The organism is Streptococcus sp. SM5 (genome assembly GCF_027497975.1).
Genome location: NZ_JAJNSC010000003.1, coordinates 128,564 through 151,975 on the forward strand (window position 1 = coordinate 128,564; position 23,412 = coordinate 151,975).

22 protein-coding genes, 1 tRNA gene and 1 other RNA gene are annotated in these 23,412 nt (G+C 38.9%); 17 read left to right on the forward strand and 7 right to left on the reverse strand.

The window, feature by feature from the left end; genetic code table 11:
• Positions 1 to 34: 34 nt before the first annotated feature.
• Together PAN07_RS03170 and PAN07_RS03175 are read right to left on the reverse strand one after the other, a co-directional pair.
• Complete coding sequence (locus tag PAN07_RS03170) at positions 35 to 682, reverse strand: hemolysin III family protein (protein WP_269797026.1); 648 nt, start codon at positions 680 to 682, stop codon at positions 35 to 37.
• Positions 679 to 1,125, reverse strand: coding sequence for a DUF1836 domain-containing protein (locus PAN07_RS03175; protein ID WP_269797027.1), 447 nt, complete (start codon positions 1,123 to 1,125; stop codon positions 679 to 681). Before PAN07_RS03175 ends, PAN07_RS03170 begins: the two co-directional genes overlap by 4 nt.
• Positions 1,126 to 1,259: 134 nt before the next feature.
• Between PAN07_RS03175 and PAN07_RS03180 the strand changes: the two genes are divergently transcribed.
• The 7 genes from PAN07_RS03180 (at position 1,260) to trxB (ending at position 5,606) form a co-directional block, all read left to right on the forward strand.
• The gene (locus PAN07_RS03180; RefSeq protein WP_269797028.1) at positions 1,260 to 1,763 is read left to right on the forward strand and encodes a GNAT family N-acetyltransferase; all 504 of its coding nucleotides are present in this window, start codon (positions 1,260 to 1,262) and stop codon (positions 1,761 to 1,763) included.
• A complete protein-coding gene (locus tag PAN07_RS03185) occupies positions 1,753 to 2,256 on the forward strand; it encodes a methylated-DNA--[protein]-cysteine S-methyltransferase (RefSeq protein ID WP_269797029.1) in 504 nt (167 codons plus the stop codon). The genes PAN07_RS03180 and PAN07_RS03185 overlap by 11 nt, the downstream gene beginning before the upstream one ends.
• Before the next feature lie 11 nt (positions 2,257 to 2,267).
• On the forward strand, positions 2,268 to 2,624 hold the full coding sequence (locus PAN07_RS03190; protein ID WP_269797030.1) for a Spx/MgsR family RNA polymerase-binding regulatory protein: 357 nt from the start codon (positions 2,268 to 2,270) through the stop codon (positions 2,622 to 2,624).
• A 157-nt stretch (positions 2,625 to 2,781) separates the two neighbouring features.
• Complete coding sequence (locus PAN07_RS03195) at positions 2,782 to 3,582, forward strand: amino acid ABC transporter permease (protein ID WP_269797031.1); 801 nt, start codon at positions 2,782 to 2,784, stop codon at positions 3,580 to 3,582.
• A complete protein-coding gene (locus tag PAN07_RS03200) occupies positions 3,582 to 4,325 on the forward strand; it encodes an amino acid ABC transporter ATP-binding protein (RefSeq protein ID WP_269797032.1) in 744 nt (247 codons plus the stop codon). The genes PAN07_RS03195 and PAN07_RS03200 overlap by 1 nt, the downstream gene beginning before the upstream one ends.
• Before the next feature lie 79 nt (positions 4,326 to 4,404).
• On the forward strand, positions 4,405 to 4,629 hold the full coding sequence (locus PAN07_RS03205; protein WP_142556813.1) for a DUF4059 family protein: 225 nt from the start codon (positions 4,405 to 4,407) through the stop codon (positions 4,627 to 4,629).
• Between the two features lie 65 nt (positions 4,630 to 4,694).
• Positions 4,695 to 5,606 (forward strand): thioredoxin-disulfide reductase, encoded by a 912-nt coding sequence (gene trxB, locus PAN07_RS03210; protein ID WP_269797033.1) that lies wholly within the window; start codon positions 4,695 to 4,697, stop codon positions 5,604 to 5,606.
• Positions 5,607 to 5,787: 181 nt separating this feature from the next.
• On the opposite strand, the gene rlmB is transcribed toward trxB, so the two are convergent.
• On the reverse strand, positions 5,788 to 6,516 hold the full coding sequence (rlmB, locus tag PAN07_RS03215; protein WP_269797140.1) for a 23S rRNA (guanosine(2251)-2'-O)-methyltransferase RlmB: 729 nt from the start codon (positions 6,514 to 6,516) through the stop codon (positions 5,788 to 5,790).
• An 82-nt stretch (positions 6,517 to 6,598) separates the two neighbouring features.
• Positions 6,599 to 7,210: a peptide deformylase gene (gene def / locus PAN07_RS03220; protein WP_269797034.1), complete on the reverse strand. Its 612-nt coding sequence runs from the start codon at positions 7,208 to 7,210 to the stop codon at positions 6,599 to 6,601.
• A gap of 144 nt (positions 7,211 to 7,354) precedes the next feature.
• Between def and PAN07_RS03225 the strand changes: the two genes are divergently transcribed.
• The 3 genes from PAN07_RS03225 to ssrA all read left to right on the forward strand — a co-directional run bounded on the left by PAN07_RS03225 (position 7,355) and on the right by ssrA (position 9,976).
• Positions 7,355 to 8,674 (forward strand): CapA family protein, encoded by a 1,320-nt coding sequence (locus tag PAN07_RS03225; RefSeq protein ID WP_269797035.1) that lies wholly within the window; start codon positions 7,355 to 7,357, stop codon positions 8,672 to 8,674.
• A gap of 13 nt (positions 8,675 to 8,687) precedes the next feature.
• On the forward strand, positions 8,688 to 9,515 hold the full coding sequence (locus PAN07_RS03230; RefSeq protein WP_269797036.1) for an HAD family hydrolase: 828 nt from the start codon (positions 8,688 to 8,690) through the stop codon (positions 9,513 to 9,515).
• Between the two features lie 113 nt (positions 9,516 to 9,628).
• Positions 9,629 to 9,976: a transfer-messenger RNA gene (gene ssrA / locus PAN07_RS03235) on the forward strand.
• 80 nt (positions 9,977 to 10,056) lie between these two features.
• On the opposite strand, the gene PAN07_RS03240 is transcribed toward ssrA, so the two are convergent.
• A tRNA-Ser gene (locus PAN07_RS03240) sits at positions 10,057 to 10,144 on the reverse strand.
• A 160-nt stretch (positions 10,145 to 10,304) separates the two neighbouring features.
• Between PAN07_RS03240 and PAN07_RS03245 the strand changes: the two genes are divergently transcribed.
• The 4 genes from PAN07_RS03245 (at position 10,305) to PAN07_RS03260 (ending at position 16,329) form a co-directional block, all read left to right on the forward strand.
• On the forward strand, positions 10,305 to 11,045 hold the full coding sequence (locus tag PAN07_RS03245) for a DeoR/GlpR family DNA-binding transcription regulator (RefSeq protein WP_269797037.1): 741 nt from the start codon (positions 10,305 to 10,307) through the stop codon (positions 11,043 to 11,045).
• Complete coding sequence (pfkB, locus tag PAN07_RS03250) at positions 11,042 to 11,953, forward strand: 1-phosphofructokinase (protein WP_269797038.1); 912 nt, start codon at positions 11,042 to 11,044, stop codon at positions 11,951 to 11,953. The genes PAN07_RS03245 and pfkB overlap by 4 nt, the downstream gene beginning before the upstream one ends.
• Positions 11,950 to 13,905, forward strand: a complete 1,956-nt coding sequence (locus PAN07_RS03255; protein WP_269797039.1) for a fructose-specific PTS transporter subunit EIIC — start codon at positions 11,950 to 11,952, stop codon at positions 13,903 to 13,905. Before pfkB ends, PAN07_RS03255 begins: the two co-directional genes overlap by 4 nt.
• Positions 13,906 to 13,995: 90 nt before the next feature.
• Positions 13,996 to 16,329, forward strand: a complete 2,334-nt coding sequence (locus PAN07_RS03260; protein WP_269797040.1) for a DNA translocase FtsK — start codon at positions 13,996 to 13,998, stop codon at positions 16,327 to 16,329.
• 40 nt (positions 16,330 to 16,369) lie between these two features.
• Here PAN07_RS03260 and PAN07_RS03265 read toward each other — a convergent pair whose 3' ends face one another.
• Both PAN07_RS03265 and ppdK read right to left on the reverse strand, forming a co-directional pair.
• A complete protein-coding gene (locus PAN07_RS03265; protein WP_269797041.1) occupies positions 16,370 to 16,816 on the reverse strand; it encodes a DUF6556 family protein in 447 nt (148 codons plus the stop codon).
• 267 nt (positions 16,817 to 17,083) lie between these two features.
• Entirely contained in the window at positions 17,084 to 19,705 is a 2,622-nt protein-coding gene (gene ppdK, locus PAN07_RS03270; protein ID WP_269797042.1) for a pyruvate, phosphate dikinase, read from the reverse strand.
• 238 nt (positions 19,706 to 19,943) lie between these two features.
• Here ppdK and PAN07_RS03275 point away from each other — a divergent pair, with 238 nt between their 5' ends.
• From PAN07_RS03275 to PAN07_RS03285, 3 genes are read left to right on the forward strand one after another with little or no spacing between them, the layout of a single operon-like run.
• The gene (locus tag PAN07_RS03275; RefSeq protein ID WP_269797043.1) at positions 19,944 to 20,582 is read left to right on the forward strand and encodes a CBS domain-containing protein; all 639 of its coding nucleotides are present in this window, start codon (positions 19,944 to 19,946) and stop codon (positions 20,580 to 20,582) included.
• A gap of 2 nt (positions 20,583 to 20,584) precedes the next feature.
• Positions 20,585 to 21,397: a pyruvate, water dikinase regulatory protein gene (locus tag PAN07_RS03280; RefSeq protein ID WP_250307413.1), complete on the forward strand. Its 813-nt coding sequence runs from the start codon at positions 20,585 to 20,587 to the stop codon at positions 21,395 to 21,397.
• 54 nt (positions 21,398 to 21,451) lie between these two features.
• Positions 21,452 to 23,362, forward strand: coding sequence for a fructose-1,6-bisphosphatase (locus tag PAN07_RS03285; RefSeq protein ID WP_269797044.1), 1,911 nt, complete (start codon positions 21,452 to 21,454; stop codon positions 23,360 to 23,362).
• The last annotated feature ends 50 nt before the right edge of the window (positions 23,363 to 23,412 follow it).

A 23,412-nucleotide genomic window follows, 5' to 3' on the forward strand; every position in this document is an offset into this window, starting at 1 on the left:
GAAAAGAAGTTGAGATTTCTCCCAACTTCTTTTCTTATATATAATAAACAATGGCAATGTATTGGAGAGCTGAAGCTGCTAGGATAAACAAATGCCAAATCATGTGAAAATATGGTTTTTTCTTGGCGTAAAAACCAGCTCCAACAGTGTAACAGAGTCCTCCAGATACCATGAGGCTCCAGAAAATTGGACTTGTTTGGCTGATGATTGCTGGTAAGATAGCCAAGACTAGCCATCCCATGACGAGGTAGAGAATGAGACTGAATTTTTCATTGACCTTCTTGGCAAAAATTTTATAGAGGATTCCAAAAATAGTCGTTCCCCATTGAATAGCAATAATGAGATAACCAAACCAATTATTCATCAGGGTTAAAACCACCGGTGTATAAGAACCTGCAATCGCAACATAGATCATGGAATGGTCTATGATACGTAATACATATTTATGGGTTGAACCATAAGCCATAGAATGGTAGATAGTAGAAGATAAGAACATGAGAAAGAGGCTAATGACAAAAATAGAAACACCGACTGCTGATAAAAGGCCATGTTCCTCGTAACTATAAGTAGAGGAAATGGGAAGTAAGATGAGCATGATAAATGCCCCTACAGCATGGGTGACGCTGTTTGCAATTTCTTCTCCGAAACTGAGTCTTTTACTAAGTTTTAAGCTAGTATTCATCTAGGATTCCCCTCCTCTTTGGTAAGTATTAAGTCTAAAGTTTGATGATAGAGTTTAATAGTTTGGCAACTGGTTTGAATAATGGCATTTTCTGGGTCAATCCCTTCGTTCATATAGTCCACAAAAGCGTTATAGAGTTGCTCAGAGTTAGTCTCTGTTTGTAGAGTATTGAGTGTTTGAGCAATTTCTTGAATAGAAAAGACAGACTTAAGCGTTGTTATAGCGATCAAACGAGCAATTTGTTGGCGTTGATATTTTTTCTTATCAGGTTTTGGCAGATAGCCATGTTTTACATAGTTATTGACCATAGAAGCAGTTAAGCTTTTTTCAGTTCCTGATGAGATAGGTTCGCATACTTGATTTACATAAAGTAATACTTGGTCCAGATAGAGATCAATACTTGGAATTTCTTTCCATTTTGGATAGGAGAAACAAGGTTTCATTTCCAACTCCTTTTTATCTAGTTTTAATAACTAGATTATATAATAACGTAAACAAAAAGTCAAATTTCAAGTGCTTGTAGAAAGATATAAATTATGCTATGATGAGAGAAACTAGTCAGAAAAGAGGAAATAAGATGGAAATTCGTTTAGCCTTTCCAAATGAAGTCGATGCAGTAATGAAGGTAATTGAAGATGCTAAAGAGACTCTTGCTAAAGCTGGTAGCGACCAATGGCAAAATGCTTATCCTAATGCTGATATTATCATTGAAGATATCATCTCAGGACAAGCCTATGTAGCACTTGAAGAAGGAGAAGTTATCGCCTATGCAGCTGTTACTAGGAGTCCAGAAGCTGCCTATGAAGCTATCTATGAAGGTAAATGGCAAGGCGGAGAATCAGAGTATCTTGTATTCCATCGTATTGCTGTAGCTGCAGCTGTTCAAGGACAAAAGGTTGCTCAGACCTTTTTAGAAGGACTAATTGAAGGCTTTGACTATCTAGACTTCCGTTCAGATACGCATGCTGAAAATAAGGTTATGCAACATATCTTTGAAAAACTTGGGTTCCAGCAAGTCGGCAAGGTCCCAGTGGATGGGGAGCGCTTGGCCTATCAAAAAATAAAATCTAATGCAAAATAAGTTTGCAAAAACACTCTATACTTCTCCAATTGGACTCTTGTCTATAGTGGCCAACGACCACTATTTATTTGGTATTTGGGTGGAGGGGCAAAGTCATTTTGAAAGAGGCCTTATAGCTGAAAATATAGAAGAGGTTAAGACTCATCCTATCTTGAATCAGGCTATTTCTTATTTGGATGACTATTTTTTGGGTCAGAATCCGAGTTTGTCGGAGCTTCCTCTCGCTCCGATTGGAACAGATTTTGAAAAGAAGGTTTGGTCTTACTTGCGGGAAATTCCCTTTGGAACTACAGTAACCTATGGACAAATAGCTAAAGACCTAAGTGTAGCCTCTGCCCAAGCAGTTGGTGGAGCAGTAGGTCGTAATCCGTGGTCCATTCTAGTACCTTGCCACCGAGTACTTGGAGCAAACAAGCGACTGACAGGTTACGCTGCAGGACTTGAAAGGAAAGCTTGGCTCTTGAACCACGAAAGGGCAGATTACAAATATTAGAAAGTGAATATATGTTAGAATTTATCGAATATCCAAAATGCACAACTTGTAAAAAAGCAAAAAAGAAACTTGATCAGCTAGGCCTTGAATATAAAGACGTTCATATAGTAGAAGAAACACCAAGTGAAACGGTGATTTTAAACTGGTTAGAAACTTCAGGATTTGAATTAAAACAGTTCTTCAATACGAGTGGAATAAAATATCGTGAGCTTGGTTTGAAAGATAAGGTTGGAACTCTATCCAATAAAGAAGCAGCTAAACTCTTAGCTAGTGATGGAATGTTGTTAAAACGACCAATTCTTGTGAAAAATGGACAAATTCAGCAGATTGGCTACCGTAAAGAATACGAAGAGTTAGCATTAAAATAGATTTTACTTATCTCCATGATAGAAAAAATATATGTCGTAGCTATTTGAAAGTATGATAAACTATTAGATAGGCAATATTTGTTCTTATCCGTAGCAAATAATTTCAATAAATGTGAAAGTATGATAGAATGAATCATTATCTTGAGAGGGTTTTTCTATGAATGTTACAACAGTTTTAGCATCAGATTGGTATCAAAATTTGATGCAATATATACCAGATGGCAAACTCTTTAGCTGGCGTTCGGTTTTTGATGGTATTCCAAGGATTGTCCAACAATTACCCACAACTTTGATGTTGACAGCCTGTGGTGCTTTTTTTGGTATCATGCTAGCCCTAGTCTTTGCTATTGTGAAAATCAATAGGGTTAGATTTCTTTATCCATTACAAGCTTTTTTCGTTAGTTTCTTAAAAGGGACACCTATTTTAGTTCAGCTAATGTTGACTTATTACGGGATTCCATTAGCTTTGAAAGCATTGAATCAGCAATGGGGAACTTCCTTAAATATAAATGCTATTCCAGCAGCAACATTTGCGATTGTGGCATTTGCTTTTAACGAGGCAGCCTATGCTAGTGAAACTATCCGTGCAGCCATTCTTTCTGTAAATCCAGGGGAAATTGAAGCAGCTCGAAGTCTTGGTATGACACGTGGTCAAGTTTACCGTCGAGTGATCATTCCAAATGCGGCGGTTGTGGCAACACCAACCTTGATTAATTCTTTAATCGGATTGACAAAAGGAACTTCTTTAGCCTTTAGTGCAGGTGTTGTAGAGGTCTTTGCTCAAGCTCAGATTTTGGGTGGAGCTGACTATCGCTATTTTGAGCGTTTCATCTCGGTTGCTCTCGTCTATTGGGTGGTGAATATCGCTATCGAAAATCTTGGCCGTTTTATTGAGAGAAAGATGGCTATTCAAGCACCAGATAGTATAGAAACAGATCTGAAAGGAGACCTACGTTAATGATTAAGATTTCAAATTTAAGTAAATCCTTTTCGGGTCAAACTGTCTTAGATCACCTAGACTTGGAGATTGAAAAAGGAGAAGTTGTTGCTCTGATAGGTTCATCAGGAGCAGGTAAATCTACTTTTCTACGTAGTTTAAACTATCTTGAAACTCCTGATAGTGGTTCTATTCAGATTGATGATTTTTCAGTTGATTTTTCTCAAATTACTCAAGAGGAAATTCTGACTCTTCGTCGTAAGCTATCCATGGTCTTCCAACAGTTTAATTTGTTTGAGCGAAGAACAGCTCTTGATAATGTTAAAGAAGGCTTGCTTGTAGTAAAGAAATTATCAAATCAAGAAGCAACCAAAATTGCTAAGGAAGAATTGGCTAAGGTTGGACTTTCAGACCGTGAACAGCATTATCCTCGTCACCTATCAGGGGGACAAAAACAACGGGTAGCTATAGCGCGTGCTCTAGCGATGAAACCGGACGTTTTGCTTTTGGATGAACCAACCTCAGCTCTTGATCCTGAATTGGTGGGTGAGGTTGAGAAATCAATCGCAGACGCTGCCAGGTCTGGTCAAACCATGATTTTGGTAAGCCATGATATGTCATTTGTAGCTCAAGTTGCTGATAAGGTTTTATTCTTGGATAAAGGAAAAATCATTGAATCTGGAACGCCAGATGAAATTATCAATCATCCTAAAGAAGAACGAACAAAAGAATTCTTTGCTAGTTACAAACGAAGTTATATTTGATATAATAGAATACAAGAAAAACTCAGTTGGCTGTGCTAACTGGGTTTGCTCTTTAAAAATATAAGAAATGAGTGAGAGCATGCTACTACAAATATTCACTTTATATATAGAGAGTCTACTTTTAACCATGTTGGTCATCTTAATTGTATTGGGACTTTGGATTGGGTTGAGAGCTTTATCCGGTGTGGATAAGACAGCTAAGGCACGTCAAGCCCACCTCTTTGATATGATGATGATTGGTGTATTAACAACTCCTGTGTTATCCTTTGCAACGATGAGTCTATTGTTAGTAATAAAGGCATAATGCTTGTATAATTGAAGTTATTTAGATAGAATAAAAATAGTTACAACAAGAAAGAAGGAAACAGAATGTACGATACGATTATTATCGGTGCAGGTCCTGCTGGGATGACTGCAGCCTTGTATGCGGCTCGCAGTAACCTAAAAGTTGCTTTGATTGAAGGAGGCCTTCCTGGAGGTCAGATGAATAATACTTCTGATATTGAAAACTATCCAGGTTATGCCAATATTAGTGGTCCAGAGTTAGCTGAAAAAATGTTTGAACCACTTGAAAATCTAGGTGTCGAGCATCTATATGGTTTGGTAGAAAATATTGAAAACCATGGTGATGTTAAGAAAGTAATCACAGATGATCAAGAATTTGAAACTCGCACAGTTATCGTAGCGACTGGTTCAAAACATCGTCTTTTGGGAGTTCCGGGTGAAGAAGAACTGAATAGTCGTGGAGTTTCTTACTGTGCAGTCTGTGATGGAGCCTTTTTCCGAGACCAAGATTTATTGGTTGTAGGTGGAGGAGATTCGGCTGTTGAAGAAGCAATCTTCTTGACTCAGTTCGCCAAATCTGTAACCATCGTTCACCGTCGTGATGATCTTCGTGCTCAAAAAGTTTTGCAAGATCGCGCCTTTGCCAATGAAAAAATCAAATTCATTTGGGATTCTGTTGTCAAAGAAATCAAGGGTGAAAATCGTGTTGAGTCTGTAATGATTGAAAATGTTAAAACAAATCAAGTGACTGAACATGCCTTTGGTGGAGTGTTTATCTATGTAGGTTTGGATCCTGTTGGCGAATTTGCAAAGGATTTACAAATACAAGATGAGTCAGGTTGGATTGTGACAGATACCCATATGAAAACTGCAGTGGATGGTATCTTTGCAGTTGGAGATGTACGTCAGAAAGACCTCCGTCAAATTACAACAGCAGTTGGTGATGGAGCTATTGCAGGCCAAGAAGCCTATAAATATATTACTGAACATAGTTAAAAAGGCGGTGGGACAGAAATCGGTAGACAAAGTCTCGATTTCGTAGTCCCAGCCCCGCGAGGATGATTAGGAGCTTTTTGGAGTCTAAAAGACGAACAAAAAGTTCAATCAGCTACCGCGTCAAAGTTTGATTGCTAATAAAAAGTGAGGTCGGGATCTTTTGTTCCAACCTCACTTTTTATTAGAGTCGATTTCGGAAGACTTCATACATGAGAATAGCAGCAGCAACACTGGCATTGAGACTCTGTACGTGACCATTCATGGGAATGGTAATCATCTCGTCCACTTGTTTTTTGATATTACTAGAGATACCTTTGCCTTCATTACCGATAATGAGAGCTATTTTCCCTTTGGTATTCCATTTATGACAAGGTGTTCCGTTCATATCAGTTCCAAAAGTCCAGAATCCTTGATCTTTAAGTTTATCCAAGGTCTGGCTTAGATTGGTAACTCGAGCAATAGGAACATGTTCGATAGCACCAGTCGCTGTCTTTGCAACTACGGGTGTGATACCGACAGCTCGATGTTTTGGAATAATAACACCTGAAACATTGGTTGCATCGGCTGTTCGTAAGATAGAACCTAAGTTGTGTGGATCAGTTAGTCCATCGAGGATCAAAAGTAGTGGGTTTTCTTCTTTACGGGTCTTTGCAAGAATCTGCTCAAGTTCTGTGTAGGCAAATTCAGAAACACGTAGGACAAAACCTTGGTGAACAGCTCCTTCAGTCATTTCGGAAAGGGATTTTTTGGAAGTCCAAGAGATAGAGACTTTCTTCTCGGTTGCTAGTTCTTTGATTTTTTCAACATTTTTCCCTCTCAAATCTTCCTGGATATAAAGCTTATTTCCAGTATTGGCTAAGAGAGCTTCAGTAACGGCGTGAACACCGTAAACAATATCATTTCTTTTCATCATTTTTTATCTATCATTTAAATGCTAGGGCAAAGCGATATCAATTAGATTTTATTGAGTACCTTTTGACTCAGTTTGTTGATTATTCAAGGATAAGGAGTCCATCCTTGATAGCGAAAGGATCTTTTTCATTAATGCGATCGTAGAACATAACGCCATTTAAGTGGTCGATTTCATGTTGAACTACGATTGAGTTGTAGCCTTTAAGTTTAATGCGGTGTTTTTCACCGTCCTTATCGAAATAGTCAACGGTTACTCGAGCGTGGCGGATAACATATCCAGGAACAGGACGATCTACAGACAAGCAGCCTTCACCCTCTCCTAAAGCAGCGTCTTGGACTGAGTGTGATACGATTTTGGGATTATACATCACGGCTTGTAAATCATATGCTTCTTGAGGTGTTTCATCCTCTTCGGTAATGTTTGGAACTAAGACAGCAATGATTCGTTTAGAGATATCAAGCTGAGGTGCCGCAAGACCAACTCCTCCACGTAGCCCTAATTTTTCGGCCATAACAGGATCTTGGGAGTGTTTAAGAAATTGCATCATTTTCTCTCCGAGAATGATATCTTGATCACTCAAGGGGAAGCTTACTTCTTCGGCAACAGCGCGAAGTGTCGGATTTCCCTCGCGGATAATATCTTTCATATCAATTAAATGAGCAGCTTTGGTAATTCGTTCTATAGCAGACATTTTCTCTCTCCTTTTCTTACTTCTTCATGATAACACAAAATGACCTAGAAAGAAAGCGCAGAAATTCATCGCTAGATGAAATACAAAACTGTCTATGATATAATAAAGAAAGAGTACTTGCATCAAAAAGCAGGGAGAAAATATATGGAAAAACGTAGTCAGAAGAGAAAAAATAGAACTGTTTTACAAATGATAAGTAAGCCTGTTGGATTTTTTAAGAATTTTACTCAGTGGAGTAACAGGACCTTTATCATAGTATTATTGCTAATAGTTGCTCTTTCAATGTTATTGATTTTTTTATTAGAAACTAGTCACGGAATATCATTCAATAGTGATGATTCAGCCGTATTGCAGCAAGGGTCTAATTCTCGGAAAAATCAAAAAGAGGCAGAGCAAGAAACTAGCGCTCGAATAATGGCTCACGGAGATTTGCTCTATCACGACATCATCTACTTTTCAGCAAGACAAGAAGACGGTAGCTATGATTTTCATGAAAATTTTGATTATGTGAAGCCGTGGTTTAAGAAAGCGGACTTGCTTATTGGAGATTTTGAAGGAACTATAAATCAGAACTACAATCTAGCTGGCTATCCTTTATTTAATGCTCCAGAAGAAGTGATGGATGCCATTAAGGATGCGGGTTATCAGGTGCTAGATTTGGCACATAATCATATACTTGATTCTCAGCTAGAAGGAGTTATTTCTACAGCTGCTACGATTGAAAAAGCAGGTATAACACCTATTGGAGTATATACTCATGAGCCACGTGACCAGGCACCTCTAGTGATTAAGGAGGTGAATGGCATAAAGATTGCTTTATTGGCTTATTCTTATGGATTCAACGGTATTGAGGAGTATATTTCTCCAGAAGACTACAATCATTACTTATCTGACTTGAATGAAGATAAAATGAGGGCTGAGATTGAACGTGCTGAAAAAGAGGCGGATATCACAATTGTCATGCCACAAATGGGTATCGAGTACCAATTAGATCCGACTGAAGAACAAAAAAATCTCTATCACAAGATGATTGGGTGGGGAGCTGACATTATCTTTGGTGGGCATCCCCATGTAGTTGAACCAGCAGAAATGCTTGAAAAAGATGGGGACAAAAAGCTAATTATCTATTCGATGGGAAATTTCCTATCAAATCAACGTATTGAAACTATGCAAGATGTAGAGAATGCTAAGTGGACGGAACGTGGAGTTCTGATGGATTTAACCATTAAGAAAAAAGCTGGAAAGACAACAATTGAAACTGCAGAGGCTCATCCAACTTGGGTTAATCGCACATCAAAAGGAACTTATTCGCCAGAGGGATATTTGCTTTACCTTTATCAGACCTATATTTTGGAGGACTTTATAGAAGGTGGTCCTCATCGCGATAAATTGGATGAAGAAACTAAGGAAAGAATTGATACTGCCTACAAAGAAATGAAAGAATTTGTAGGATTGAAGTGGTAGAAAAGGAGAAATCATGACAATTAAGCTGATTGCAACAGATATGGATGGGACAATACTGGATTCCCAAGGTCTTCTAGACCTACTTCGTTTAGAGAAAATTTTAGATAGACTAGATGAGAAGGGAATACGTTTTGTCATTGCGACTGGAAATGAAATTCATCGTGTACGGCAGTTGCTCGGTAACTTGGCTGATCGTGTAGTTCTAATTGTCGCAAACGGAGCAAAGATTTTTGAAAATAATCAATTAATCCAAGTTGAAACCTGGGATGATGAATTGGTGGAAAAAGCTTTGACATTTTTTAAAGGACAAGAGTGTCAGAATCAATTTGTCATCACAAGTATGAATGGTGGATTTGTTAAAGAAGGTACTATTTTTACCCAACTTGAAAAATTTATGACACCAGAAATGATTGAGCTTTTTTATCAAAGAATGAATTTTGTGGAGGAACTGCATCCAGAACTTTTTGGAGGAGTTCTCAAAATGAGTTTGGTGGTTGGAGAAGATAGAACGGATCAAGTTCAAGAAGATTTTAATCAAGTATTTAATGGTCGTGTTCAGGCCGTTTCCAGTGGCTATGGTTGTTTAGATATTATCCAAGATGGTATCCATAAAGCATGGGCTTTACAAGAACTCCTTAAGCGCTGGAATATAAAGTCTGAGGAAATCATGGCATTCGGCGATAGTGAAAATGATGTAGAAATGTTAGAATTAGCAGAAATAGCATATGCTATGGAAAATGCAGATGAAAAGGCTAAAGCGGTAGCGACAGACATTGCTCCTGCAAATAGTCAAGGAGGAGTCTATCAAGTCTTAGAAGCATGGTTAGATAAGAATAGATAGAAATAGAAAGAAAATAATAGGAATGAATTAAAATAGATGCTTATCCATTAAAGGATTAAGATAGATTTTTGCATTTTTACCATAGATAGGGTATAATAGTTCTATTGTCTTTTGGGGTCGTTACGGATTCGACAGGCATTATGAGGCATATTTTGCGACTCGTGTGGCGACGTAAACGCTCAGTTAAATATAACTGCAAAAAATAATACTTCTTACGCTCTAGCTGCCTAAAAAACAGCAGGCGTGACCCGATTCGGATTGCTCGTGTCTGATGACAGGTCTTATTATTAGCGAGATACGATCAAACTTTGTCTAGCAGTTTGGTAAGAGATTTATAGGCTCGCAGTTCCTAGGCTTGAGTTATGTGTCGAGGAGCTGTTAAAACAATACATAACCTATAGTTGTAGACAAATATGTTGGCAGGTGTTTGGACGTGGGTTCGACTCCCACCGGCTCCATAATATAAATAAAAAAAACGCTGAGAAATCAGCGTTTTTTTATATTAGAGTTTTAAAAAAGTAATTGCTTTTATTTTTATCTACGGAAGACATGGGATTCGAACCCACGCACGCTTTAACACGCCTACCGCGTTTCCAACACGGCCTCTTAAGCCTCTTGAGTAATCTTCCATTCTTTATAATCTAGTCTACCATAAAGCCTTCTTTCTTGCAAATTTATTTGAAGTTGAAGGGGTGGTGATAGAAAGTGAAAGAAAATGATAAAAAATGCTTGACTTTGATATTTTTTATGATAGAATATAAAATGTAATCGTTAACAGGAGGTAGGTTTATGCTAAAAACTGAACGAAAACAGGTGATTTTAGAAGAATTAAGTAAGCATAAAATCGTTTCTCTAGAGAAATTAGTAGGCTTATTAGATACTTCAGAATCAACAGTTAGACGTGATTTGGATGAATTGGAGTCTGAAAATAAACTTCGTCGAGTGCATGGAGGAGCTGAGTTGCCTCACTCCTTGCAAGAAGAAGAAACCATTCAAGAAAAATCTGTCAAAAACCTTCAAGAGAAAAAGTTGATTGCTCAAAAAGCAGCTTCCCTCATCAAAGAAAAAGATGTTATCTTTGTAGATGCAGGAAGTACGACAGCCTTTCTCATTAAAGAATTGGAGCGAAAAGACATTACAGTGGTAACCAATTCCATTCACCATGCGGTTCAATTAGTGGATAAGCAAATCCCAACGGTGATTATAGGTGGTGGAGTCAAGATGACAACGGATGCCAGTATCGGAGGAGTAGCTCTCAATCAGATTAACCAACTGCACTTTGATCGTGCCTTTATTGGAATGAATGGTGTAGATGAAGGTTACTTTACAACTCCAGATATGGAGGAGGGCGCCGTCAAGCGTGCTATCTTAGAAAATGCTAAACAGACTTATGTTTTGGCAGATTCATCCAAGATTGGTCAGTCTTGTTTTGCTAAGGTAGCTCCTATAAAACGTGCTATTGTCATTACAAGCAAGGGTCACGAGCTTTTGTCGGCTATCAAAGAGAAAACGGAGGTAATAGAAGTATGATTTATACAGTCACACTCAATCCATCTATAGACTATATTGTCCGTTTGGATAAAGTAGAAGTTGGTAGTGTCAATCGTATGGATAGTGATGATAAGTTTGCTGGTGGCAAGGGAATCAATGTTAGTCGTGTCTTGAAACGTTTAGATGTTCCAAATACGGCGACTGGATTTATCGGAGGTTTTACTGGTAAATTTATCACAGATACTTTAGCTGAAGAACAAATTGAAACGCAATTTGTCCAAGTGGCAGAAGATACGCGTATCAATGTCAAGATTAAAGCAGACCAAGAAACAGAAATCAATGGGACAGGCCCTAGTGTCGAACCAGAACAGCTTGAAGAGTTAAAAGCCATTCTTTCAAGTCTGACAGCAGAAGATACAGTTGTATTTGCGGGTTCGAGTGCTAAAAACTTAGGCAATGTCATCTATAAGGAATTGATTGCTTTGACGCGTCAGACGGGTGCTCAAGTAGTTTGTGACTTTGAAGGTCAGACCTTGATTGATAGTTTGGATTATCAACCACTTTTGGTCAAACCGAATAATCATGAACTTGGAGCAATCTTTGGAGTGAAACTCGAAAGCTTAGATGAGATTGAAAAATACGCTCGAGAGTTGCTGGCTAAAGGTGCTCAGAACGTTATTATTTCTATGGCTGGCGATGGAGCCCTTCTGGTAACATTAGATGGAGCTTATTTTGCTAAACCGATTAAGGGAACCGTGAAAAACTCAGTAGGTGCTGGTGACTCTATGGTTGCTGGATTTACAGGTGAGTTTGTCAAATCAAAAGACGCCGTAGAGGCTTTCAAATGGGGAGTGGCTTGTGGAACAGCAACGACATTTTCAGATGATTTAGCAACTGCAGCATTTATTAAAGAAACTTATGAAAAAGTTGAGGTAGAAAAAAGATGAAAATTCAGGATTTATTGAGAAAAGATGTCATGTTGCTTGATTTGCAAGCAACTGCAAAAACAGCAGCTATTGAAGAAATGATTCATAGCTTGGTAGAGCACGGATATGTGTCAGATTTTGAAACTTTTAAAGAAGGAATCTTAGCGCGTGAAGCTTTGACTTCTACAGGTTTGGGTGACGGTATAGCAATGCCTCACAGCAAAAATGCTGCAGTTAAAGAAGCAACAGTTCTCTTTGCTAAGTCGAACAAGGGTGTTGACTACGAAAGTTTAGACGGACAAGCAACTGACCTCTTCTTTATGATTGCTGCTCCAGAAGGTGCCAATGATACTCACTTGGCTGCCTTAGCAGAATTGTCACAATATTTGATGAAAGACGGATTTGCTGATAAACTTCGTCAAGTAACATCAGCTGATCAAGTCATTGAACTCTTTGACAAAGCTTCAGAAAAAGCTCAAGAACCAGTAAAAGCTCCTGCGAATGAATCTGGTGACTTTATCGTAGCAGTTACAGCTTGTACAACAGGAATTGCCCACACATACATGGCCCAAGAAGCTCTTCAAAAAGTGGCTGCAGAAATGGGTGTTGGTATCAAGGTTGAAACCAACGGTGCCAGCGGTGTTGGCAACAAATTAACAGCAGAAGATATCCGCAAGGCTAAAGCTGTCATTATTGCCGCTGATAAGGCTGTTGAAATGGATCGTTTCGATGGTAAACCATTGGTGAATCGTCCGGTTGCAGACGGTATTCGTAAGACAGAAGAGTTGATCAACTTGGCTCTTTCTGGAAATGCTGAAGTTTACCGTGCTGCTAATGGAGCGCAAGCTTCAATAGCATCTAATGAAAAACAAAGTCTAGGTGGGGCCTTCTACAAACACTTGATGAGTGGTGTATCCCAAATGTTGCCATTCGTTATTGGTGGTGGTATCATGATTGCCCTTGCCTTCTTGATTGATGGTGCTTTGGGTGTGCCTAATGAGAGCCTTGGAAATCTTGGTTCTTACCATGAACTCGCTTCGATGTTCATGAAAATCGGTGGATCAGCCTTTGGTTTGATGCTTCCAGTCTTTGCTGGATATGTTGCCTACTCTATCGCTGAAAAACCAGGTTTGGTAGCCGGTTTCGTAGCTGGTGCTATCGCCAAAGAAGGTTATGCCTTTGGTAAAATCCCTTATGCTCAAGGTGGTGAAGCAACTTCAGCCCTTGCAGGTGTATCATCAGGTTTCCTCGGAGCCCTTGTTGGTGGATTTATCGCAGGTGCCTTGGTGCTCTTGGTTAAGAAATATGTGAAGGTTCCTCGTTCACTTGAAGGTGCAAAATCAATCCTTCTCTTGCCGCTTTTTGGAACAATCTTGACAGGCTTTGTCATGCTAGCTGTTAATATCCCAATGGCCGCAATCAACACTGGTATGAACAACTTCCTTGGTGGTCTTGAAGGTGGATCAGCTGTCCTTCTTGGAGTCGTTCTTGGAGGAATGATGGCTGTCGATATGGGTGGACCTGTTAATAAAGCAGCCTACGTCTTTGGTACTGGTACTCTTGCAGCAACAGTGGCAACAGGTGGTTCAGTAGCAATGGCAGCAGTTATGGCTGGAGGGATGGTTCCACCACTAGCAATCTTTGTGGCAACTCTTCTTTTCAAAGATAAATTTACTAAAGAAGAACGTAACTCTGGTTTGACAAATATCGTTATGGGCTTGTCATTCATCACTGAAGGTGCGATTCCGTTCGGTGCAGCAGACCCTGCTCGTGCTATTCCAAGCTTTATCCTTGGTTCAGCAGTAGCAGGTGGACTTGTTGGTCTTGCAAATATCAAACTCATGGCTCCTCATGGAGGAATCTTCGTTATCGCCCTTACTTCAAATGCTCTTCTCTATCTTGTCTCTGTCTTGGTAGGAGCACTTGTCAGTGGTGTCGTTTACGGTTACCTACGTAAACCTATAGAAAAATAATCACAAACACATTTAAATGACTGAACACAAAAGTGTGCAGTCATTTTTTTCTCCTTTCGAAAAGCTTCTGAAATATGTTATAATAGAAACATGGCAAACAAGAATACAACTAAATCAAGACGCAGACCGTCTAAGGCAGAACTAGAAAGAAAGAAAGCTATTCAGCGGATGTTGATTTCGCTAGTATTGGCTATTTTTTTAATTTTTGCTGCACTTAAATGGGGTGCTGTAGGAATTACGATATATAACCTAATCCGCTTACTTGTGGGGAGTCTAGCTTATCTAGCTATATTTGCTCTTTTAATCTATTTGTTTTTGTTTAAATGGATTCATAAGCAAGAAGGATTGCTGGCAGGATTTTTCTTTATTTTCGCTGGATTACTTCTTATCTTTGAAGCCTATTTGGTCTGGAAATACAGTTTGGCTTCAGCTGTCTTTCAAGGAACAGTTGGACAAATCTATAAGGACTTAACTAGCTTTCAAGTAACTAGTTTTGCTGGTGGAGGATTGTTAGGGGTTGGTCTTTACATCCCTATCGCCTTTCTGTTTTCAAATATTGGTACCTACTTTATTGGTACTATCTTTATCTTGGTCGGACTGTTGTTGACTAGCCCTTGGTCTATCTATGACATTGCTGATTTCCTTGCAGCTCGCATGAGCATCTGGATGGAAAGACGCGAGCAGAAAAAACAAGAACGATTCATCAAACGCGAAGAAGAAAAAGCTTGTAAAGAAGCAGAAGAGCAAGAGAGATTACTGCGAGAACAAGAAGAACAAGAGGCCTTACCTTTACCTCGAATCGATATGGAAACTGGAGAAATTTTATCAGACGAATCACTGCAAGAATTTCCTCCACTTCCAGAGGAGGAATGGGTGGAACCTGAGATTATTCTCCCGCAAGCTGATTTTGATTACCCTGAAGAAGGTAACTATCTGGAAGAAGTTTACCCTGAAGAAGATGATGAAGACGAAGAGGTTGAAGTAGATTTTTCTGCTAAAAAGGCCTTGGAGTATAAGCTTCCAAACTTGCAACTCTTTGCACCTGATAAACCAAAGGATCAGTCTAAAGAAAAGAAAATCGTTCGAGAAAATATTAAAATTTTGGAAGAGACCTTCGCAAGTTTTGGTATTAAAGTGACTGTAGAAAGAGCAGAAATTGGACCATCTGTTACTAAGTACGAAGTCAAACCTGCAGTTGGTGTCCGTGTCAACCGTATTTCAAACCTAGCAGACGATTTAGCATTGGCTTTGGCTGCTAAAGATGTCCGTATCGAAGCACCGATTCCAGGGAAATCCTTGGTAGGTATCGAAGTTCCTAACTCGGAAATTGCAACTGTATCCTTCCGTGAGCTTTGGGAACAATCTCAAACAAAACCTGAAAATCTTTTAGAAATTCCACTTGGGAAAGCAGTCAATGGAACAGCCCGTAGTTTTGATTTGGCAAAAATGCCTCACTTGCTAGTAGCGGGTTCTACTGGTTCTGGTAAATCCGTTGCTGTTAATGGAATCATCGCAAGTATTTTGATGAAGGCCCGCCCTGACCAGGTTAAGTTTATGATGGTGGATCCTAAGATGGTCGAGTTATCAGTTTACAACGATATCCCTCATCTCTTGATTCCAGTTGTAACAAATCCTCGCAAGGCAAGTAAAGCTCTTCAAAAAGTCGTAGATGAAATGGAAAACCGCTACGAACTATTTGCTAAGGTGGGCGTTCGAAATATTGCCGGTTTCAATGCTAAAGTTGAGGAATTCAATGCCCAGTCTGAATACAAGCAAATACCTCTACCTTTAATCGTCGTGATTGTCGATGAGTTGGCAGATTTGATGATGGTTGCCAGCAAGGAAGTAGAAGATGCCATTATCCGACTCGGACAAAAAGCGCGTGCAGCTGGTATTCACATGATTCTTGCAACCCAGCGTCCTTCAGTGGATGTTATTTCTGGTTTGATTAAGGCAAATGTGCCGTCACGTGTAGCATTTGCTGTTTCTTCAGGAACGGATTCACGTACGATTTTGGATGAAAATGGTGCGGAGAAATTGCTTGGTCGAGGGGATATGCTCTTCAAACCAATCGATGAAAATCACCCTGTTCGCTTGCAAGGTTCCTTTATCTCTGATGATGATGTGGAACGTATTGTTAGCTTCATTAAGGCTCAAGCAGATGCTGATTATGATGACAGTTTTGATCCTGGAGAAGTTTCTGAGTCAGATGGTGATTCTGGCTCTGGCGATGAGGGTGGGGATCCACTCTTTGAAGAAGCCAAGGCTTTAGTAATTGAAACTCAAAAAGCAAGTGCATCTATGATCCAACGTCGTCTATCTGTTGGTTTTAACCGAGCAACTCGATTGATGGAAGAATTAGAGATGGCAGGTGTTATTGGACCTGCTGAAGGAACAAAACCTCGAAAAGTCTTACAACAATAAAAAAATAGCTTCTCTCCGATTTCGGAAAGAAGCTATTTTGTTATGGATTCGTTTTATTATCTGTCGCAACTGCATCAGATTGAGCAGCTCCTTCAGTATGATTTTGTTGGACATTGTTAGGAGCTTGAGTATTTTCTTCTGGTTGAACCTTGTTGTCATTTTTACGATCAACTCCACTAGTTGCAGCATTAGAATCTTGGTTATTTTCTTGATGTTGAGAAGGACTATTAGATTCAGCAGGAGTTTCCTTTTGGATCTCTTTGATGATGGTTGTTTGCGTAACAGGACTAGTATCTGCTTTCTTTTGTTCATTGGACTTCATTGCATTGCTAATGGTAATCGTCGCAGTGATAATTCCCAACATACTACCGATTAAGGTTAAGGTTTTCTGAAAAGCAGATAAACCTTTCTTGATGTGATGGCTAGCCTTGCCAGTTTCTTGACTGTCTTTGTTTGTTTTTTTATTTTGACGAGAATAGTTAGACATAATGTTTTTCAAACTCCTTTGCAAAACTAAATATGAATTTGGATTCATTTCATATTTTCCATTATACGTTTTTTATTTTAAATTGTCTTAAAAAAATAAAACTTTTAGTTTTGAAAACGCAACCAGTGGATTTTTTTCTTTAAAATGTAAAGCAAGAAGTTTGATAATAAATCATAACTGGTGGATTGAAGGTTAAAAGATGCTTTTACTCTTAAGTAAGGCTGGGAGATCAATCATCCCAGCCTTATTTAATGAATATAAAGGCAACTAGTCTTTTTTCTCTTGGAGAACGGCTTGAGCAACGGCGAGTCTAGCTGCAGGTACCCTGTAAGGTGAACAGGAAACATAGGTGACACCTATTTCCTGGAAGAAGGAGATAGAAGCAGGATCACCGCCGACCTCCCCACAAATACCAATGGATAGGCTTGGTTTTACCCGGCGAGCTTTGCTGATTGCAATGCGCATTAACTCACCGACTCCCTCCTGATCAATATGTTGGAATGGATCAAATGAAAGAATGCTCGTCTTTTTGTAATGACCTATAAATTTTCCAATATCATCTCGAGAAAAACCATAGGTCATTTGAGTTAAGTCATTAGTACCAAAGCTGAAGAAATCAGCTTCCCGTGCTAGTTTATCTGCAGTCAGACAGGCGCGTGGTAATTCAATCATGGTACCAATTTCATATGGGAAGGACTCCTGTTCATGCTCTCTAAAAAGAAACTGGATGTGTTGAGTCAGATAGGATTTAACAAATTCCAATTCCTTTTTATCTGCAATCAAAGGAATCATGATTTCTGGCTTGATTTTTATGCCCTCTTGATGTAGTTTGATGGCACTTCTAAAAATAGCTTCCGTCTGCATCTTGTAAATGTCTGGCTGTGTAATACCCAGGCGACAACCTCTATGGCCCAACATAGGGTTGCTTTCTTGTAAGCTCTCAATTTGATGGGCCAGTTTTTCAGGTGACTTATTTAGTTTTTCAGCAAGAAGCTTGATTTCCTGTGAATCTTTAGGCAAAAATTCATGCATAGGCGGATCTAAAAGTCGGACAATCAGAGGTTTATCCTCAACCGTTTTGTACATTTGATAGAAGTCTTCTTCTTGGAATTCTAAAAGATTCTTGAGTGCGGCTTTCATTTCTGTTTCCTTATCGGCTAGAATGAGGCGACGCATTTCCAAAATTCGATCCTGACCAAAGAACATATGTTCAGTACGGGCTAGTCCTACCCCTTGGGCACCAAAATTTATAGCTGTCTGTAAATCTTTGACAGTCTCAGCATTAGCACGAACTTTAAGACGTGCAACTTTATCTGCCCAAGAAAGAAGGCGCTGAAGGTCTTCATTATTCTCAATCAAGACTGTTGGGATTTCTCCGTTATAAATACAACCGGAACTACCATCAACAGAAATGATATCTCCCTCTGTTAAAACAAGATTACCACAAGAAAGTGTCTTCTCTTCCTCGCTGATCTCTAGTTCCCCACATCCAGCTACACAACAGGTACCCATTCCTCTAGCAACAACTGCTGCATGAGAAGTCATACCACCTTGGCTGGTAACAATAGCTTGGCTAACGACCATGCCTTCAATATCTTCGGGCGATGTTTCTTGTCTTACTAAAATAACCTTTCTTCCTAAATTGTGGAATTCTTTAGCTCGTTCTGCTGTAAAAACTATTTCCCCAGTAGCAGCTCCTGGGCTGGCTGGTAAACCTTGTGCAATGAGAGTTGCTTTTTCCATTGTAGCCTCTTCAAAGACTGGGTGAATGAGCTGACTAATGGAAGAAGGGGATACTCTCATCAGGGCATCTTTTTTACTAATAATACCCTGGTCTACTAAGTCCAAAGCAATTTTTAAAGAAGCTTTAGCTGTACGTTTGCCATCCCTCGTTTGTAAAATATACAGTTTTCCTTTCTCAATGGTAAATTCGATATCTTGCATGTCCTTGTAGTGGTTTTCAAGGATTCTAGCATACTCTTTAAATGCTTTGTAAACTTGAGGTTGAGCTTTTTCTAAAGCGGCAATTGGTTCTGGAGTTCGTATACCAGCTACAACGTCTTCTCCTTGAGCATTCAGTAAGAATTCACCGAATAGTTGATCTTCTCCACTAGCAGGATTTCTAGTGAAACAGACTCCTGTTCCGCTGTTTTGGTCACTATTTCCAAAGACCATTACCTGGACGTTAACGGCAGTTCCTAAATCATGAGGAATTTTATTAAGTTCTCGGTAGACCTTGGCCCGATTATTATTCCAAGAATTAAAGACAGCTTTGATAGCAGCAAAAAGTTGGTCTATAGAATTTTCAGGGAAACATTGATTTTCTTTAAGATAGATTTCCTTATATTGCTTAACTAATTCTTCATGCTCATCCAAAGTTAAGTCTTTGGCCGTCTTACCACGACGCTCTTCAAAATCTTCTAATAGTTCATCAAAAAGTTCTTTAGAAATTCCATATACAACATCTGCAAACATCTGAAGTAAACGTCGATAGCAATTATAGGCAAAATCAGGATTCGTCTGCTCGGCGAGTATTCTTGTCCGATGGTCATTTAGACCAAGATTTAAAATAGTATCCATCATTCCTGGCATAGAAAATTTTGCTCCGCTACGGACCGAAACTAAGAGAAGATTGGAGCTTTCTCCGCTGAACGATTTATCGGTTTTTCTTTCTAACTCGGTAACCGCTTTCAAAATGTCGTCTTTTAAATAAGAATCAAAGAAATCCGGATTTTCGAGAAACTTAATACAGCTCTCGGTTGTAATAGTAAAACCTGGAGGAACAGGCAATCCCAAATTGCTCATCTCTGCTAAATTGGCCCCTTTTCCACCAAGGAGTTCCTTGTCGTTTGCGCTTCCTTCTTCGAAGAAATAAATCCATTTTGTCATAGTCGCCTCCAAAACATTAAATATGTGTCACAATTAAAGACAAAACCATTGTATTATACATCATATATATTTGTCAAATGAAAAAACTACATGTAATGATTGACATATTTCAAATAATTGCTATAATATTCAATAAACATGATGCTTATTTTAAAATTGGTTTAGTAAAATAAAAATAAGCATGTTCTTCCAATCGTTATTTGGAACCTATATAGAATATAGAAAGGTTTTCTGTGAATTGAAATTAAGTGAACGACAAAAAAAGATTGTAGAAATTGTTAAAGACCAGCAACCACTGAGTGGTGAAAAAATATCTGACTTACTTGATATTTCTAGGGCAACGCTACGGCCAGATCTTTCCTTTTTGACCTTGGTTGGAATCCTAAAGGCCACTCCTAAAGTCGGGTATACCTATTCAGGCTCTGATCTAGAATCGGTCTTCTTTTTTGATACTTTTAGGAAAAAAGTGGCTGATATTATGACTTCTCCAGTACTGGTCACCAGTGATTCCTATATTCAGGATGCTATTATTACTCTATTTATGTATGATGCAGACGTTATTTATGTCATTGATGAAGAAAAGCTTCTTCTTGGAATCATGTCACGTAAAGATTTGCTAAGGGCTTCTCTCAATTCGAATATTGCAAGTACTCCTGTTGCGGTTTGCATGACTAGGATGCCACATATTAAAACATGTCACCAAAATATGAATATTTTGGAAGCCGCTGTACTCCTTCAAGATTACGCCATTGATTCCTTACCGATTGTCGACGAAAAGAATGAACGTCAGATTTTAGGTAGTGTGACCAAGTCAGCCTTGTTGGACTATATTATTCAGCAAGCTCGAAGCACCGAGGTAAATAGAGAAGAGGAATAAATATGAAAAAAGAAATGATTGTTTATAGTATTTCAGATTCTTTGGGTGGGACTTCCCAAAAATTGCTATCCGCTGTTACAGCTCAATATCCAGACATCATTTTTAATAATAGCTATCGTTTCCCTTTTATCAATAAGGAAGATGAATTGTTGGACATTTTACGTGATGCCATCAAGGATGATGCCCTAGTTATCAGTACCTTGGTCGATGGCAAGTTAGCTTCGGTAGCAAGGGAGTTTAGCTTGATGCATGGGCTATCCTATTTGGATTTGATGCATCCGTTTTTTGAAATTATCAAAGAAAAAACAGGAAGAGACCCGATAGAAGTACCTGGTACCCTTCACCGTTTAGATAGCGAATACTTTAATAAAATTTCAGCGATTGAGTTTGCAGTCAAATATGATGATGGTAAAGCACCGCAGGGATTTTTAGAATCTGACATAGTCCTGCTAGGGGTTTCCCGTACGTCTAAAACACCGCTCAGTATTTATCTAGCAAATAAAGGATATAAGGTTTCGAACCTTCCTCTAATTCCAGAAGTTCCCTTGCCTCAAGTCTTGGAAAAAATTGATTCTCGCCGCCTAATTGGTTTAGTATGTGAGCCAGAAAAACTGGTTAAGATTCGCAGTAATCGTTTGGATTCTTTGGGTTTGACCCAGGAAACCAGCTACACAGATCTGGAAAAGATTTATCAGGAATTGGACTATTCTAAGAAGGTCTTCAGAAAATATGGAGCTCGAGTCATTAATATGTCTGATAAATCAATTGAAGAAACAGCCTTCTTAATCGAAGAGCATTTAAAGAAAATGAACTAAGAAAATAAATAGTGCATTATTTGTCGTAAAAGGATAGTGTGCTGGAGGTCAAAAATGGAGCAATACAAGCGTATTTTACTGAAAGAATTTGATTCTCGACAAAAGGTGATCACAGAACTGACCAACCTTGAAGCAATTTTAAACCTTCCAAAGGGGACAGAGCTATATATCAGTGATATTCATGGTGAATTTGCGGCCTTTGACTATATTTTAAGAAGCTGTGCTGGTATCCTTAATGAAAAAATAAAGGATTGCTTTGGAGATTCCTTGTCGCAAGATGATAAAAACAGATTGTCAGCCCTTGTTTCATATCCTGAACTTGTTTTGAAGCAAGACGATAAAATCAGAGATTGGTACAAGGAAACGATTCCTCAGTTATTGACTCTACTAACGTTTGCGGCCGCCAAGTACACTCGGTCAAAGCTTAGGAAGGCATTACCACCCCAGTATGCTTATATCATCGAAGAATTAGTATACAGTGATATAGCTTTAGCAGATAAAAAGTCATATTTTGATAACATCCTCTCCTATGTTATCGAGTTAGGAGAAGCTATTCCCTTTATTCTTGGTATTTCTAGCAGTATCCGTCGCTTATTGATTGACCATTTGCATGTGGTTGGTGATATTTATGACAGAGGAGCTGGTAGTCCGCAAGTTATGGATGAACTTTTACAATTTCATTCTTTGGATATTCAGTGGGGGAATCACGACATTATCTGGATGGGGGGCTTTTTCGGTTCAAAAGCCTGTATGTTAAATGCACTACGTATTGCTGCCCGCTATGGATATTTATGGGATATTGAGAAAGCTTACGGCTTAAATCTTCGGCCCTTAACGTTATTTTCTGATAGGACCTATAAGGCCAACCCTCAGTTTAGGCCTATCCTAGGAAATAGAGAAGATGATTTCACTAGCGAAGAAATTTTACAGTTGGAAAAAGTTCACCAGGCTCTTTCCATTATCCAGTTTAAACTGGAAACTCAACTGATAAAAAGAAGGCCAGAATTTCAAATGGAGGATCAGGTTAAACTGGATAATATTGATTATTCGAAAGAGTTTGTGACAATTGATGGAAAAAACCATGAGTTGACAAATACCTGTTTTCAAACGATTGATCCGGCCAATCCAGCAGAATTAAGCTTAGAAGAGTCTCAAGCAGTTGACAGTCTCCTAGCCTCCTTTCAAGGGTCACTTAAACTGGCTGAGCATATAGAACTGTTAATGAAAAAAGGATCCATGTATAAAATTTATAACCAGCATTTACTCTTTCATGGTTGTATACCACTTGAACCGTCTGGAGAATTGAAACCTCTAATTATTAACCAGTCTCGTTATGCTGGAAGAGAATTGTTGGATTTCTTTGAATACCATATTCGTCAAGCAGCAAAGAATAAGGAAATCGGAGATGATTTTTCAACAGATTTAATCTGGTATTGTTGGCGAGGGGCAGTCTCACCTCTATTTGGTAAAGATAAGATGACAACTCTAGAGCGCTATTTTATTGAAGATAAGGATACTCACAAAGAAGTGGAAAATTCATATTTTTCTTATCGGACTTCAGAGAAAGTCTGCCAGTTGATTTTGGAAGAATTTGGACTTTCCTCTAAAGATTCTAGAATGGTCAACGGCCATACTCCAGTTAAGACTGTGAAGGGAGAATCTCCTATTCGTGGGGGTGGTTTGCTCTTCGTCATTGACGGTGGGCTTTGTAAAGCTTATCAAAAGAAGACAGGTACAGCAGGCTATTCCTTACTAAACAATTCTTACGGTTTTCAATTGGTAACCCATCAGCCTTTTGAAGGCTCACAAAAGGTTGTTGAAGATCCTTTTGCTCAAACATCTTTGAAGAGAGTCATTGAAAATGTTGCGCAACGAACTCTGATTAAATCAACGAGTATTGGTCAAATGCTACTTGCCCAGCAGCAAGAACTTTTTGATTTGCTACATGAGTTTTACGACTGTTAAAACTTGCTCTAAGTTCTATCAGAATTTAGGGCTTTTTCTTTCTTGTTCCA